This is a genomic window from Thiomicrospira microaerophila, from assembly GCF_000934765.1.
GTDB classification, from domain to species: domain Bacteria; phylum Pseudomonadota; class Gammaproteobacteria; order Thiomicrospirales; family Thiomicrospiraceae; genus Thiomicrospira; species Thiomicrospira microaerophila.
Genome location: NZ_JYNN01000005.1, coordinates 119,754 through 136,120, shown reverse-complemented (window position 1 = coordinate 136,120; position 16,367 = coordinate 119,754). Strand labels below are relative to the sequence as shown.

Annotated in this window: 16 protein-coding genes; all 16 read left to right on the top strand. The window is 40.9% G+C overall.

Features of this window, described 5'->3' with window-relative positions; genetic code table 11:
* The first annotated feature begins 8 nt into the window (after nt 1-8).
* A complete protein-coding gene (locus tag NA59_RS15495; RefSeq protein ID WP_044408478.1) occupies nt 9-917 on the top strand; it encodes an ORF6N domain-containing protein in 909 nt (302 codons plus the stop codon).
* A gap of 384 nt (nt 918-1,301) precedes the next feature.
* Nucleotides 1,302-2,591, top strand: coding sequence for an AAA family ATPase (locus NA59_RS04325; RefSeq protein ID WP_044408476.1), 1,290 nt, complete (start codon nt 1,302-1,304; stop codon nt 2,589-2,591).
* On the top strand, nt 2,584-3,114 hold the full coding sequence (locus tag NA59_RS04320; protein ID WP_044408473.1) for a hypothetical protein: 531 nt from the start codon (nt 2,584-2,586) through the stop codon (nt 3,112-3,114). The genes NA59_RS04325 and NA59_RS04320 overlap by 8 nt, the downstream gene beginning before the upstream one ends.
* A gap of 111 nt (nt 3,115-3,225) precedes the next feature.
* Entirely contained in the window at nt 3,226-3,378 is a 153-nt protein-coding gene (locus NA59_RS15025; protein ID WP_157792544.1) for a hypothetical protein, read from the top strand.
* Nucleotides 3,379-3,392: 14 nt separating this feature from the next.
* Complete coding sequence (locus tag NA59_RS15490) at nt 3,393-4,286, top strand: ORF6N domain-containing protein (protein WP_044408471.1); 894 nt, start codon at nt 3,393-3,395, stop codon at nt 4,284-4,286.
* Between the two features lie 237 nt (nt 4,287-4,523).
* Nucleotides 4,524-6,329 carry an ABC transporter ATP-binding protein gene (locus NA59_RS04310; RefSeq protein WP_044408469.1) on the top strand — a complete coding sequence of 602 codons (1,806 nt, stop codon included), beginning with the start codon at nt 4,524-4,526 and terminating at the stop codon, nt 6,327-6,329.
* 24 nt (nt 6,330-6,353) lie between these two features.
* The gene (locus NA59_RS04305) at nt 6,354-7,898 is read left to right on the top strand and encodes a hypothetical protein (RefSeq protein ID WP_044408467.1); all 1,545 of its coding nucleotides are present in this window, start codon (nt 6,354-6,356) and stop codon (nt 7,896-7,898) included.
* Nucleotides 7,899-7,999: 101 nt separating this feature from the next.
* The gene (locus NA59_RS04300) at nt 8,000-8,821 is read left to right on the top strand and encodes a hypothetical protein (RefSeq protein ID WP_157792543.1); all 822 of its coding nucleotides are present in this window, start codon (nt 8,000-8,002) and stop codon (nt 8,819-8,821) included.
* Between the two features lie 75 nt (nt 8,822-8,896).
* On the top strand, nt 8,897-9,745 hold the full coding sequence (locus tag NA59_RS04295; RefSeq protein ID WP_044408463.1) for a glycosyltransferase family 25 protein: 849 nt from the start codon (nt 8,897-8,899) through the stop codon (nt 9,743-9,745).
* A 54-nt stretch (nt 9,746-9,799) separates the two neighbouring features.
* Entirely contained in the window at nt 9,800-10,765 is a 966-nt protein-coding gene (locus NA59_RS14230; protein WP_052501456.1) for a glycosyltransferase family 2 protein, read from the top strand.
* A gap of 39 nt (nt 10,766-10,804) precedes the next feature.
* Nucleotides 10,805-12,424 (top strand): aldolase catalytic domain-containing protein, encoded by a 1,620-nt coding sequence (locus tag NA59_RS04285; protein ID WP_044408462.1) that lies wholly within the window; start codon nt 10,805-10,807, stop codon nt 12,422-12,424.
* Nucleotides 12,421-13,161, top strand: a complete 741-nt coding sequence (locus NA59_RS04280; protein ID WP_044408460.1) for a 3-deoxy-manno-octulosonate cytidylyltransferase — start codon at nt 12,421-12,423, stop codon at nt 13,159-13,161. Before NA59_RS04285 ends, NA59_RS04280 begins: the two co-directional genes overlap by 4 nt.
* On the top strand, nt 13,154-13,813 hold the full coding sequence (locus NA59_RS04275; protein WP_044408459.1) for an HAD family hydrolase: 660 nt from the start codon (nt 13,154-13,156) through the stop codon (nt 13,811-13,813). Before NA59_RS04280 ends, NA59_RS04275 begins: the two co-directional genes overlap by 8 nt.
* A 36-nt stretch (nt 13,814-13,849) precedes the next feature.
* Nucleotides 13,850-14,278: a hypothetical protein gene (locus NA59_RS04270; protein WP_044408453.1), complete on the top strand. Its 429-nt coding sequence runs from the start codon at nt 13,850-13,852 to the stop codon at nt 14,276-14,278.
* 45 nt (nt 14,279-14,323) lie between these two features.
* The gene (locus NA59_RS04265) at nt 14,324-15,217 is read left to right on the top strand and encodes a hypothetical protein (protein WP_157792542.1); all 894 of its coding nucleotides are present in this window, start codon (nt 14,324-14,326) and stop codon (nt 15,215-15,217) included.
* A 107-nt stretch (nt 15,218-15,324) separates the two neighbouring features.
* Entirely contained in the window at nt 15,325-16,338 is a 1,014-nt protein-coding gene (gene galE / locus NA59_RS04260) for a UDP-glucose 4-epimerase GalE (RefSeq protein ID WP_044408447.1), read from the top strand.
* Nucleotides 16,339-16,367 lie beyond the last annotated feature (29 nt).

The following is a 16,367-nucleotide window of genomic DNA, read 5'->3' as shown; positions in this document are numbered from 1 at the left end:
TAAACTCCATGGAAAACTTAACGCCAATCGACAATCAGCTTGTACAGTCAAAAATCTACACGATTCGCAATACGCAAGTCATGTTAGATCGCGACTTAGCAGGGTTGTATGGTGTTGAAACACGACGTTTGAATGAACAGGTTAAACGCAATATTACACGCTTCCCCGAAAGCTTTATGTTCCAGATGACGAAACAAGAACTCCAAAATTGGATATCGCAAAATGCGACATCCAATCGAGAAGTCATGGGGTTACGAAAACAACCACTGGTATTCACCGAGCAGGGTGTCGCCATGCTCAGTGCTGTGCTTAAAAGCGAAACGGCAGTACAAGTCAGCATTCAAATTATCGAAGCTTTTGTACAAATGAAGCGATTTGTAAATGCCAACGCATACTTGCTAGAACGAATACAGCACTTAGAGTTCGCACAGCAACAACTCGCCAACACCACCGCACAAAATTTTGAGCAAGTATTTGCCGCCTTAGAATCAAAAACCATTACAAAAGAGCAAGGCATCTTCTTCAACGGTCAAATTTTCGATGCCTATGTATTTATAGCCGACCTAATCAAATCGGCCAAACAAAGCATTATCGTGATAGACAACTACCTAGATGAAAGCGTATTGCTGATGCTCACCAAACGGCAATCAAATGTAAAAGTCGAACTCTATGGCAAAAACACCAACCAACAATTAGCGCTCGATCTGCAAAAACACAACCAGCAATACCCAAGCATTGCATATTACCCATTTGCCGATGCCCATGACCGCTTTATCATTATCGACAACCAAGACATCTACCATCTCGGCGCAAGCTTAAAAGACCTAGGCAAAAAATGGTTCGCCTTTTCTAAAATGCAAAAAGAAACTCTGCGCATCATTGAGAAGCTAGAAGAAGTGAGAGCACAAAAATCATGATTTCCAAACTCACCGCCCATAAAAATAAAACCGTCATTCCTCCTTACAGTTACGTCATTCCGGCGAAGGCCGGAATCTCAAGCCAACAAAAGAAAAAAACCAAAAATAAAGACAAAACCCAACCAGCCCAGATTGCTATAATACAAAAATGACCCAAGTAAAAAAACCAAATGCTAACTAAACTAAAAACACTACAAAACCACGCAGGCTTCATCCGCTATTTCAAAAACACCAGCTGGATGATGGCCGAACAATTCCTGCGCATCATCGCACGCTTGTTTAAAGCTACTTGCGGCGGAAAATCCAAACAGCTTAGCCAAGTCAACAATATACTCCTAAATGGGTTAAAATGCGATTACATGACACCATAGATAGGCTTAAAAAATGAAACTCATTCTAAAAAATATAGGCTTACTTGAAAGCGCAGAGGTACAGCTCAATAGCCTAACGGTCATCGCTGGCGAAAACGATAATGGTAAAAGCACGATTGGTAAGGTGGTGTTCTGCTTAATCAAAGCAATTAATCGCTATCGTGAAGATCTAGAAGAATCAAAAGAATACCGTATTGATGAAAAACTCCGTGAGACATTTTTTAACTTTCGTCGCTTGTCTCAAGATTTAAACCAAGATTCAATGCGTTTACTAGAACAGTTGAGAGAAGTCGCCACCCTTCAATCAGACTCAAAAATCACTTTTTTGCAAAAAATTTTAGAACAAGCCTATTCAGAAAAAATACTCAATGAAGAATCCATCGTTTTTTTAGGCAATCTCATTCAAGAAATCAAAAATATTGAATACGAGCAAGAAGATGAAAAGAAATCGATTGAACGCGCACTCAACAAAGTCTTTGCCTCAGAGTTTGATTCAAACATACTCTTAAACCAAACCGAAACTGGAGAAATAAAACTTCTTGAAGGCGAACTTCCTTTGATACAAATAACAATCTCAAAAGGAAACAAAATTCACCTCTTAGGCGATGTACAACCCATTCAACAAGAAGACGTCACCTTCATAGAATCCCCATTAATTTTAAATCAACACGATTTATTAATTAGAAGCAAGTCTGGCCTAGATTTAAATAAACGAAATACCAGTCGTCTGGGAATACCATACACCACACTGCACCTAAAAGACCTGTTCGATAAATTAAGAGAGCCGCCATTTGGAACACTCTTCGATGAAGAAGTTTTCGCAGGATTTGACCAGAAAATCGAACGTATCATTAACGGCACAGTCGTCTACGACAATAAAGAAAAAGACTTTGTGTATAAAAAGAATGGAACGCCTGTATCCATAAAAAACACAGCAAGTGGCGTCAAAGTATTCGGGCTACTGCGACTACTCTCTGTCAATTCATTTTTAAAAAAGAATACCTTTCTCGTATTTGACGAACCAGAAAACCACCTACATCCTAAATGGCAACTCGCGCTTGCAGAACTACTAGTAGAAATGGCACAAAATGGCGTTTGTTTGATTGTATCCACACACAGTCCATACATGGTAGAAGCATTAAAGCGTTATTCTGATAAGGCCTTATTAAATGGAACCAAGTTTCTATTTGCAGAAAACAGAATGATTGAAAATAAAGACCGCCTATCGGATATTTTTACCGCATTGTCCGAACCATTTGAAGTATTCAGAAACATGGATGACGAGACATTAAGAGATGAATAAATACGCTATTCAAACGCACCTGGCAAGCGTTCTTGAGCCCTATCAATCAAGCTTTAAAGACACAAGTTACGATAAAGAAAACAAAGAACACCTATGTTCAGATGCGCAAACCAACCCGGTTTATGATTTTGACCAGTATGCAAAAACTTTACCTGCAGATAAGCATCCCGCCTCACCGGATGCAATTTACTTGGGGAAAAAAACACTTTACTTTGTTGAATTTAAAAACTCATCCCCATCGACCATTAATAATCCTCAAATGCAAAAAAAGTTTAAAGACGGAACGAATATACTGACCGACTTACTCAAAACCTTTGCACCAAAGGATGTACGTTACGTTTTTTGTGTTGTGTACAAGCAACAAAAAGCACAATACTTCAACCCTGCGCATATTGAATCTCAAACAGTCAAGTTTGGTCTTGCCGAGATCAATCGAGAACTAGGTAATTTCTATGATGAAATTATCACGGAAGACGTAGATTTTTATAAAAAAGCTTATTCAAGCGCTCTAAGTTGCACCTAAAGTATATGATCGCCAAACGCATCGCCCACAAAAATACAACCGGCATTCCCGCGCTCACACGCGCCATTCCTGAGAAGGCCGGAATCTCAAACAAAACAAATAAAAAACCAAATGCTAACTAAACTAAAAACATTACAAAACCACGCCGGCTTAATCCGCTACTTCAAAAACACCAGCTGGATGATGGCCGAACAATTCCTGCGCATTATCGCAGGCCTGTTTGTCGGCATTTATTACATCGAAGACATCTACAGCAGAAACTAAAAAAAGTAAACCCCATGGAAAACTTAACGCCAATCGACAATCAGCTTGTTCAGTCTAAAATCTACACGATTCGCAATACGCAAGTCATGCTGGATCGCGACTTAGCGCAATTGTATGGCGTACAAACCAAGGCACTAAATCAAGCCGTAAAACGAAACAGCTTGCGGTTTCCAGAGCGTTACTGCTTTCAGTTAACTCAACAAGAGTTTGAAAACTTGAAGTCACAAATTGTGACCTCAAGTGGACACGGCGGCAGAAGAACTCTTCCATACGCGTTTACAGAGCAAGGTGTTTCGATGCTTTCTACTGTGCTTAAAAGCGAAACCGCCATAAACACAAGCATACGTATTATGGATGCCTTCGTTGCGATGCGCCAGTTTATAAGTCAACACGCACTGGTTTTTGAGCGAATGGATGCGATAGAACGCAAGCAATTACATACCGACACCAAAATTGATCAAATTCTAGATGCGCTTGAAGCTAAGACAGAAAAGCCTGAACAAGGCATCTTCTTCAACGGCCAAATTTTCGATGCCTATGTATTTATAACCGACCTAATCAAGTCAGCAAAGCAAAACATTATTGTGATAGACAACTACCTAGATGAAAGCGTATTGCTGATGCTCACCAAACGGCAACCGAATGTAAAAGTCGAACTCTATGGCAAAAACACCAACCAACAATTAGCGCTCGATCTGCAAAAACACAACCAGCAATACCCAAGCATTGCATATTACCCATTTGCCGATGCCCATGACCGCTTTATCATTATCGACAACCAAGACATCTACCATCTCGGCGCAAGCTTAAAAGACCTAGGCAAAAAATGGTTCGCCTTTTCTAAAATGCAAAAAGAAACTCTGCGCATCATTGAAAAGCTAGAGGAAGCGAGAGCACAAAAATCATGATTTCCAAACGCACCTCCCATAAAAATACAACGGTCATTCCGGCCCCAACTCCGTCATTCCGGCGAAGGCCGGAATCTCAAACCAACAACGGAAAAAACAACCGTCATTCCGGCGAAGGCCGGAATCTCAAGCCAACAAAAGCAAAAAACCAAAAATAAAGACAAAACCCAACCAGCCCAGATTGCTATAATACTCATTTAACCCAAGTAAAAAAACAAAAGACCCTTACAAAAAAACATGCTAAAACTAATCAAACAACTCTTCACACTCCTAACCCCCGACCAACGCAAGCGTTTTTATGGCCTGCAAGTGCTCGTGGTGATTATGGCGTTTGCCGAAATTGTCGGTGTCGCTTCAATTATTCCCTTTATGGCGCTAGTAGGTGACATGAGCCTACTACAGCAAGACACCCTCATCGCCCAAGTCTATCAAACCAGTGGCATTGCATCAGAAACGCAATTTGTTTTCCTACTCGGTGTCGCTGTATTAGTCATGCTCTTTATTTCCGCCATGATCTCCATGTTCACCACCTGGCGGCTATCCATGTTCGCCAGCAAAACCGGTACTGAAATCGCCGACAGACTTTACAGCCACTACCTAAAACAAGGATGGCTATTCCACGCCTCGGGCAGCAGCGCACAGCTCACCAAAAAAATTGCCAATGAATCAGCCAGAGTTACCTTTAGTATCATCATGCCCCTTATGCAAATGAATGCCAGAATTGCGCTGGCATTATTTATGAGTATCGCCATATTTGCCTATGACCCAAAAGTCGCAATAATAGGTCTAGTGATGTTCGCCATAGCCTATTTTATACTCTACAAACTCGTCAGAACACGGCTCAGAAAAAACGGACAGACCATATCCACCATACTCGAACAACGATATAGACTCATGAACGAAGGATTTGGTGGCATTAAAGATGTTTTATTACTTGGCCGTGATGACGACTTTATACAGCGGTTCAACAAAACCGGACATCTGTTCGCTTACAGTCAAGGTAATAATGTCGTGCTCGCGCAGGTACCTCGCTACTTTATGGAGCTAATTGCCTTCGGTTCTATGATCGCCCTCGTGCTCTACCTTATCGCATCCCATGAGGGCAACCTTGGTATGGTGCTGCCTATCCTTTCAGTTTACGCACTGGCGGGCTTCAAACTACTTCCTGCTTTTCAACAAATTTATACTAGCATAGCAGCTGTCAAAGGCAATATCGCCGCATTTGAATCCATTCAACAAGACCTCACAGATTCAAAAAACCAAAACAAATGCAATGCAGAATCAAACCAAAACGCACAAGCAAACCTACACCCAAAAAACAGTATCAGCCTAGAAAACATCACCTTCACCTACCCAGGTAAAACAGAACCAGCGCTGAACAAACTCAACATGCAAATCAAAGCCAACAGCGTCATCGGCATTGTCGGTCCGTCTGGGTCGGGTAAATCAACCGTCATAGATATCCTTTTAGGGTTAATAGAGCCACAGCAAGGCACACTCAGTATCGACGGACAGCCCATCACAGACCAAAATCGCCGTGCTTGGCAAAACACCATTGGCTTTGTGCCACAAAGTATTTTCCTATCCGAAGGAAGTATTGCCGAAAACGTCGCGTTTGGCATCCCCGAAAAGGACATCAACCTAGACCAAGTCAACAAAGCCCTAAGCCTTGCGCACCTAGACGAACTCGTGCAATCACTCGACCAAGGCATCCACACCAAAGTAGGCGAACGCGGTGTTCAACTCTCCGGCGGCCAACGCCAACGAATCGGCATCGCTCGGGCCCTCTACCACGAAGCGGACGTACTGGTATTCGACGAAGCCACTAGCGCGCTCGACGGTATCACCGAAAAACTCATCATGGAAGCCATTCATGATTTCAGCGGACAAAAAACCATCATCATGATCGCCCACCGATTAAAAACTGTGGAGAAATGTGATCAATTATTTATGATTTCGAAAGGCGAGGTTATAGCCGTTGGGACATATGATTATTTGATAAAAAATAACAATGCATTTAAAGAAATTACAAATCATGCTTAAAAAGCGCTTGTGGGGATAATTACAATGAGTTTATTTATAAAAGCAAAAGAGTTAGGTGAGCATTTTTGCAATGTTCATCAACTAGATCCGAATAAAGACTTGCCCGTTGAATATATTGCTCCATCATCGCTTGTCAGGCCAGCAAGGCTGGATTTACTGTCAAAAATAACTTATGCCCAAGAGTACATTAAGGGTACATTGACGGAGCAAGCGATATTTGACTACAAGGAATTTATTAAAGGATTTAGTTTAAATAAATTTACCGAAGGTGATGGTTCTAAATCCAACTTTAATGACTTTAGAGAAAGTTTCGATAGCTTAATATGTTCGATCAAAAACAATGGATTTGATCCTATACATGCGGTTCCAGTAGGAGAAGATAATACTATCATTGGAGGCGCACATCGTACGGCGATTATGGTGGCGCTTAGACAGCAAATCCCTATAGTCAGATTACAAGGTTTGGTTGCAAATTATGATGCTGACTATTTCAAGCAACGCGATGTTGCCGAAGAAGTGATTGAGACATCGCTTACCCGCTTGGCAAACTATATAAACGCATCAGTATTCATACTTTGGCCAAGTATGACGAGCAAGCAAAAAAAAATAGCCTTAGAGTTGATACAAGAAAAAGGTCATGTCATATACCAGCGAGAAGATGACTTTAATTTTCAGGGCCTACATGCTCTTGTTACGATGACCTATATTGGACATCCTTGGATAGGAAGCCCACAGGATAGGTATGCGGGAGCGGTCAATAAAACCAAGGAGGTGTATGGTAAACCAAGCACCCTTACAACCACCTTGTTTATAGAAATGGATAGCGATGAGGCGATTGATTTAAAAATAAAGATTAGAGACATTTTAAGCTGTGGTAATAATGGCGTACATTGTACCGATAACAGTGAAGAAACCCTTTACCTTCTTAATATTTTGCTGAATAGAAATACACGCCATCTATTAATTCATGGAAACCCATTCTACTTTAAGAAGTATATTGAGTCAGTTATGCAGTACAGGCAAAACATTATTAATAATCAGCTATCTATTGATGACTTTTCTATTGTTTCAAGCGGAGTATTGGGCCTATATGGGTTGAGACTTCCAAATGATATCGATTTTGTATCTTTGTCTGATGGTTACAATTTGGTTGTAAATGAAAATACTGAATCACACCATCACGTTCTTCAGCATGATCTTCAAGTATTTGAGTTAATAAAGCATCCTGTTAACTTTATAGTATTTTTCGATATAAAAGTAATTTCAATCCAAGCATTTATTTTGATGAATAAGCATAGGCAAGAACAAACTAAAATAAATGATATTGCACAGGTTCAGATGCTACTGAATAATGAAGAAAATACACTAATATTTTACAGATTAAAATTAAAATGGTATCAGGCACTAAGAAAATTTAAGCTATCCCGCTTCGGGATTAATAATCTACTTCGTTTTATGAAAAACTCAACTTATTTTTCTCCATTATACAATCGTTTAAGAAAAAGTCGGTTTGTTGGCTTTGTTAATAGAAAATTATCTAGTGCAGTAAATAAACTACCTAAATGGTAAAGATTAATAAAAAAAGAGAAGTTTAATTTAATATGATAAATGTCTTTATCGATGGGTATTGGTCAACCGTAAAACCAAAAAATTCGAGACAAAACTTAATCTTGGCTTTAATTGAAAAGGCCTACAAAACAAATGTTAAGATTGTAGATGATGTAAATAAAAGTGAATTGATTTTGTTATATCCCTTTTTTACAAAAAAACAGAAAAATAGGTTAAAGGTTATTGGTAATCTATATAGATTAGCCAAAAAAAAGCCTAGTTTTTCATCCTTAATGGGTTATCCACATGAAAGAATCATAGCAGTTTCGCATGAAAATTTAGATAGTCCGGATTGGTCATGGTTTAAAAACTTGTTGTTAACACACAACATTAAAAGACTCACATTTTGGCCAGAAGAAATCGATCCAGATGGCTGTCGATTTCCGTATTGGTGGAACTATGTACAGCATGAAGATTTTGAACTAGAACCTGAGTTTTACAGCCGATATGGTAAACCGCTTTGTTTACAGAAATTAATGTCTCCTTTTCAGCCTAACCGTGCTACGTTAGATAGGATTGCCTTTTTGAATAGACATTTGCGCTATCCAAGAAACAATCAAGTTAAAATATTAGAAACCTTTAAGCCTGTTGATATTTTTATGGCACCAAAAACGCCCTGGAATGGAACAAAACACGCGCTATTAACTGATTATAAATATATTTTCTGCGCAGAAAACTCTTGCGGCTACGGTTACGAAACTGAAAAATTGCCTGAAGCATGGGATGCAGGGTGCATTCCGCTGGGGTATATTCAGAATCCTTTAAGTCAATTTTCAGATGAAGTTTTCACGGAGTCAAAAATTGACATTGAAAAGATTAACGCGTACCCTCTTATAAAACAAAAACCGGATCTGCAATCCTTGATTAGATATATTCGAAATTAATATAGATGATTTGGTTTTCCACAAGCCTTACTTTGCCAAAACTGATTGAAAACACAAGTTATATAGAGACAAACTATGTTAAAAAATATTAAGATCAAAATTATAAGTTTAAAAAAAGATGAATATAAAAGGTCGATGGTTCTTTCTGAGCTTAGAGAAATAGATTTGCTTCGTTATGCTGAGGTTTTTGATGCTGTTGATGGTCGGCTTCTACCAAAAAACATCCTTGAAGATGTAAATAGATACCGTCGAGCCTATCCTTATACACATTTTGACAGGGATCTATCAGCCGGTGAGCTCGGTTGCTTAAAGAGCCATCTTGAAATATTTAACGCCATAGAAGAAGGGCAAGTTTGTCTTGTTCTGGAAGATGATGTCACTTTAAGCAAGGATTTAGTCGATTTTATTCAAAAGTTAGATGAGTTGCCACCTGCTTGGGAGCTTGTGTTATTGGGTCATAGAGTCGAGGGTGGGTTAAGTTGGATAAAGGGCGCACGCATTAGCTTATGGGAGCGAAAAAAGTTAGGTGACAGCATGCTTGGTAAACCTGTTGATATCGCATGGGGTACACATGGGTATCTTATCAACTATAAAGGGGCACAACGTCTCATAGCACAGTTGAAAAGAATTGATGCGCCAATTGATCACTATACTGGCATAACCAAGTCATTAAATGTTTATGCGGTTCAACCGCCTTTAGTATTGGTTTCCGATGAACTGGGTGCATTGGGTACACTTGAAGAGCAGCGAGAAGAAGTCCTAGCGAAAAATAAGGAAAATACTCCTATTAACCTGAGAAACGCTTCGTTTCGTTCATACTTAAAGGCTTTACATTTATATCAGCCCGCCCGTAATTTATTAATTTATTTAAGAAAACTAAAAAATTCGCTAAGGGTGTTAAAAAAAATCAGGCGCTATTATTAATTATTTTTAGGTAGAGTTGTATTATTTTTGCTTCAATTGATCTGGAATAACGTTATGGAACAAAATAAGCCATTTTTTAGTGTCGTGATGCCGCTTTATAATAAGCGCAATCATGTAAAGGAAACAATCGAATCGGTGTTTGCCCAAACCTTTCAAGATTTTGAGATTGTTGTGGTTAATGATGGCTCAACCGATGATAGCGCAGAGGTGGTGGCGTCTATTGACGATCCGCGTATTCGGCTGATTCATCAACAAAACGCGGGGGTTTCCGTTGCCCGTAATAACGGGATAAAACAAGCGAATGCAGATTATATTGCATTTTTGGATGCAGACGATATTTGGCTGCCGGAGTTCTTACAAACCATTTATGATTTAATTCAAAGTTACCCGGATGCGGGGTTGTATGCGACTTCTTATTTCCTAAAAAATTTAGATGGTATGTTAGTTGAAAAAGAAATTAAGTTTTTACCAGAAAAGAAATTTAAGGGGCTTATACCAAACTATTTTAAGTCCGCGACATATTCACATTTAGTCTGGTCTTCTGCCACTTGTATACCAAGATCAATTTTTTTAAATGAAAATATTTGGTTTCCTGCGGGGGTTAAATATTATGAAGATGTTTATGTTTGGGGTAAAGTTGCTTTGATAAAGGATATGGCGTACAACACAAATGCTTGTGCGGTTTATGTTTTGTGTGCTGAAAATAATACAAGAGACGCTTCTAGTAAGGTTTATACTCCAAGAAAAATTTTGCAGGAATTAAAAAAAGACGCTTGTCTTGCACGTAATGACGAAATAAAAAAATGGTTACACAAGTATGTGGACAGGGATGTATATGGCTCTGTTATACGTAGCAAAATGGTTGGTGGTACAAAAAATGCCATTGATATTTTGTTTAACCACAAAATGTCTCCCCAGTTTTTTATACCCGCCGCGGTTATAGCCTTCATGCCTATGTTTTTATTTAATGGCCTAAGATGGGGTAAACGAACATTGCGCTATCTTTTTGTTTCAAAATAGTTTTTGATAAACAGTTACGCTCACTAAAAAGTTGCTTTTATGTTACCAACAATACACCTCGACTGCACCCTCCGCGATGGCGGTTATTACAACGACTGGGATTTTTCACCAGGCCTGGTTGCGGACTATTTACAAGCCATGGCCGCTTTGCAGGTAGACTATGTTGAAATCGGTTTTCGTAGCCTTAAAAATGACGGTTTTAAAGGCGGCTGTGCGTTTAGCACGGATTCGTTTTTAAACAGCTTGCCGATTCCAGTAGAATTAACTGACAAAATCGGTGTCATGATTAATGGTTCGGAATTGTCTGCAAAACAACCAGGCCTGGTGGCCACGCTAGAAAAACTTTTTGCCCCTCAAACACAATCGGCTGTCACCCTAGTCCGCATTGCCTGTCATGTACATGAGTTTGAAACCTGTTTACCCGCCGCCAGCTGGTTAAAGGCGCAGGGCTATTTAGTCGGCTTTAACCTGATGCAAGTCGCGGATCGTTCACCAGAAGAAATCACCCAACTGGCCAAAAAAGCCAGCGACTATACGATTGATGCCTTGTACTTCGCTGATTCGATGGGAAGCCTTTCGCCAAAAGAGGTCACGCAAATTATCCAAGCCTTTCGAGCAGGCTGGCAAGGCGCACTCGGCATTCACACCCACGACAATATGGGGCAAGCGATTGCCAATACACTGCAAGCCATTCAAGATGGCGTAACCTGGGTGGATTCGACCGTCACCGGCATGGGGCGTGGCCCGGGTAATGCCCAAACCGAATACCTCGCGATGGCACTCGAACCCTATCGAAAAAACAAAGGCAATCCCACCAAGCTGTTTGAACTGATTCGCAAACACTTTAAACCCCTACAAGCTCAATACGGCTGGGGAACCAACCCCTATTACTACATGGCGGGGCAATACGGCATCCACCCGACCTATATCCAAGAAATGCTGCAAGACTCACGCTACAGCGATGAAGACATTCTCGCCGTGATTGATCATTTAAAAATCGAAGGCGGTAAAAAGTTTAGTCTTGACACCCTAGAAGCCGCACGCCATTTTTATTCTGGCGAACCGCGCGGCACCTGGTCGCCCAAAAGCACGATGCAAGGGCGGGATGTCTTGATTATCGGCACCGGCCCGGGTGTGGCTAAATACCGCTCGGCCATCGAAGCCTTTATTGAACAGCATCAGCCCTATGTGATCGCGCTGAATACCCAGAAAAACCTGCGTGAAGATATCATTCATGCCCGTGCCGCCTGCCATCCGGTGCGCTTGCTTGCGGATTGCCACGAACACCTTAACCTGCCGCAACCGCTGATTACGCCAGCGAGTATGTTACCTGAAGACGTACAACAAGAACTCAAAATCAAAACCCTGTTGGATTTTGGTATTTCAGTGAGCCGTGCAGGATTTGAGTTCCATGAACACTATGCGCAACTGCCTTCATCCTTGGTTATTGCCTATGCCTTAGCCATTGCCACCGCAGGACAAGCCAATAAAATTTACTTTGCCGGTTTTGATGGTTACGGGGCAGATGACCCACGTTATAAAGAAATGGAAACCTTAATCAAATCCTATCAAACGCAAACCAAAGCGATTGAGATCGTCTCCATTACACCAACACGCTATGAACTCAAAACCCAATCGATTTACGGACTATTAACATGAAAACCATTATAGTTATCCCAGCACGCTACAAATCCAGCCGCTTTCCTGGTAAACCGCTGGTCAACTTACTCGGCAAACCCATGATTCAATGGGTCGCCGAACTTAGCGCGCGTGCTGTAGGGCAAGAAAATGTCTATATCGCCACCGATGACACAAAAATCCAAACGGCTGTATTGGGCATGGGTTATCAAGTCGTCATGACCTCAGAGCACTGTTTAACCGGCACCGACCGCCTCGCCGAAGTGGCGCAACAAGTTGAAGCGGATATTTATATCAATGTCCAAGGCGATGAGCCTTTAGTGAATCCCGAAGATATTCACAAAGTCATCGAAGCCAAAAAAGCCTACCCCAATGAAGTCATCAATGGCTATGCGATTATTGGCGAAGACGAAGACCCAAATAGCGTCAATATCCCCAAAGTCATTTTCACCGAAGATCAACGACTCGTGTATATGTCACGCCAAGCCTTGCCCGGTTTTAAAGATCAAAAAAATGCACCCCAACACCATTACAAACAAGTGTGCATTTACGCCTTTAACCAAAAAGAACTGCTGGATTTTGGCGCATACGGCAAAAAAAGCACACTAGAACAGTCCGAGGATATCGAAATCATCCGTTTCCTAGAATGGAATCAACCGATCAGAATGATACCAACCAGACCTGGTAGTTTAGCGGTCGATGTACCCGAGGATGTCGCTAAAGTAGAAAAAGCATTAAAGGTGGTAGGGCATGAATAAACCAATAACCGAATACCAAACCCTCGTTTTTGATTGCGATGGTGTAGTCCTCAACTCCAATAAAATTAAAACCCAAGCGTTTTATGATGTGGCCAAGGTCTATGGGCATGAACCCGCACAAGCCTTAAAAGACTACCATGTACAAAATGGCGGGATTTCACGTTTTGTTAAGTTTGAATATCTGCTGACCGAAATTCTAAAAAAACAGCTAGATCAAACCGAGTTAAAGCAACTGCTGTACAACTTTGCGCATGAGGTCAAAAAAGCACTGATGACTTGTGAAGTGGCGGAAGGTCTAGCCGAACTGCGCGAACAAACAAAACACGCCAACTGGCTGATTGTTTCCGGCGGCGATCAAGAAGAATTGCGAGAAGTGTTTAAAGCCCGTGGCCTAGACCACTACTTTAACGGCGGCATCTTCGGCAGCCCGGACACCAAAGACACCATCCTCGCCAGAGAAATTGAAAAGGGCAACATCACCCGACCTGCTTTATTCCTCGGCGACAGCAAATACGACTACCAAGCCGCCCAAACCGCTGACCTAGACTTCATCTTCCTAACCCAGTGGACCGAAGTAAAAAACCACCAGGCCTGGTGTTTAGAGTTAGGTTTAAAAGCCACCAGCAATTTAGCAACCTTGCAACAAGATTAGTGTGGCAGGCAGTGAGATTGCACTAAAGGAATGATTATGGAGTGGAAAATATTTTTTCTAGAAATGGTAAAAGCTTCGATATGGCCTGCTTTTTTATTAACTTTGCTTTTGCTTTTTAAAAAACAATTACGTGAACTTTTAGAAAAAATATCAAAATTACAAGTGGGAAATACAAGTGTTGAATTTGGGAAGAAAATATTAGCTAAAGAAGTTTCAGAACGCCGTCAGGCTACAGAATCCACTCCCAGTTTGACCAGTGAGGATATTTTTAACATTCCCGATAAAGATTATGAGTTTATGATAAAAATATCAGAAAATTCTAAATTCATGCCAGTTGAAAAACCAGACAAATTTAGATACAACTCATTGGTAAACAGTGGGTATTTTATAATAGATAATGGTGAGTATAAACCAACTGATAAAGGTGCTGAGATTATTGCTGCACTAAAATCTATTTATCACTAATAGGTATAAACCATCTTAACTTATGTTAAAGAATGATTGGAAGTTATGAAAGAAATAATTAAGAGAGTTTTGGTATCAAGTAAATTGCTGTATCTGTCATATATCAACTTGAAATTAGTTGTAAGTAATTTTAAATTCTATAAAAAAACCAAATCATTAAAAACTGAGGAAGTAAAAAATCAACAGGCGGTTGTTTCTCTTGTGCATAGAAGGAAGGAGTCGAAGAAATCCGATGTTTGCCACGTTATCGGTTCAGGATGGTCGTTGAATGAGTCTGTTTCGATTATTGGTAAAGATGATTTTGTGATTGGGTTTAATTACGCTGGTTTGATAAGTATACCATTTGATGTTTATTTTGTTGAGTTTGGTGGGTTTTCTGTTAAGAACACTTCGCATCAGCACGTTAGAATAACAGAAGATTTTGTAAGCAAGCACACAGATCTAATTTTCTTTAAAAATCTTTGGGAAGACAAAAACGATATTTCTTTTATTAATGCGCATTGGCTCAATTTGGCGATGCCCATTAAAGATAGAATCTACCCTGTATTTGATAAAAAATACCTGGATTCTGTTATTGAGAAAATGCTGAGTGATCAATCTGAGTTCTTACCGCAATCAGCATCGAGTGTTGTTACCGCCATAATATTAGCCTATAAGGCGGGTTTTAAAAAAATTGTGGTGCATGGACTAGACTTTGGTGGTCAATATTTTTACGAGGTGGATGGTTTTGAAGTTGAGAAAAAATACATTCCATCATCTGAGTCCGAGTCCGGGTTTTATGGCAAGACAACTAAAAAATCAGTTCACCCAACCTCATCAGGTCAGGTTGGTATGAAAGATATAGTGCCCTTGTTGCGAAAGCTTTTGGCGCCGAAGGGGGTTGAATTATGCTGTGCCACAAAATCATCACCTTCTTCTAATTTTTTACCAGTGGCGTGAAAATTAATTAATGGTGGACTTATTTTTCGCCCTAGTTGAGTGCGAGACTCAAATAGTCGCGGGAAAATATATTGAGTTGTATGACAAGGTAATAAAAGGTTAATGCAGTGGAAATTTTAGTCGCAGGCGGTGCGGGGTACATTGGTTCGCACATGGTCAAAATGCTGGTGAAAGCGGGGCATGTGGTGACGGTGTTGGATAACTTATCGACCGGGCATCGTAGTTTGGCGAAGTATGGCGAGCTGGTGGAGGGGGATTTGGCGGATACGGCCTTGTTGGATAACTTGTTTGCTCAGCATGACTTTAAATGCGTGGTTCATTTTGCCGCCTTTAGTCTTGTCGGCGAATCGGTGACGAATCCTGCTAAATATTACCGCAACAATGTGTGTAATACGCTTAATTTATTGGATGCGATGGTTAAGCACGATGTCTTGAATATCGTGTTTTCATCAACCGCCGCGACCTATGGCAACCCCGTGTATACCCCGATGGATGAGCAGCACCCACAAAGCCCAATCAATCCTTACGGCGCAAGTAAGTTAATGGTAGAAACGCTGTTACAAGTCTATGCAAAAGCTTACGGTTTAAACTCGGTGGCGTTGCGCTATTTTAATGCCTGCGGCGCAGACCCCGAACTTGAATTAGGCGAATTGCACGACCCCGAAACGCATTTGATACCTTTGGTGTTACAAGCCGCCTCCGGGCGACGCGATTCGATTTGTATTTTCGGCGAGGACTATCCCACCGAAGATGGGACTTGTGTGCGTGATTATATTCATGTGCTAGACTTGTGTTTCGCACACCAATTAGCGATGCAGGCGATGTTATCCGGGCAATTAAGCGGCGCGCATTGTTTCAACCTTGGCAATGGCGAAGGGTTCAGCGTTAAACAAGTGATCGACGCCGCGCAAGCAATGGTTGCACAGGAGGGTTTTAACATTAAAGTTCAACAAGCCGAGCGTAGAGAAGGCGACCCCGCCGTGCTAGTCGCCAACGCCGATAAAGCCAAACAAACCCTAAACTGGCAACCGCAATACACAGATTTAACAACCATCCTCCGCCACGCTTGGGAATGGGAAAAGAAACAACCAGGCCTGGTGGGTAGAAATTTTGTATATTGAAATAATATTTATAGTAAACTAACCACTAT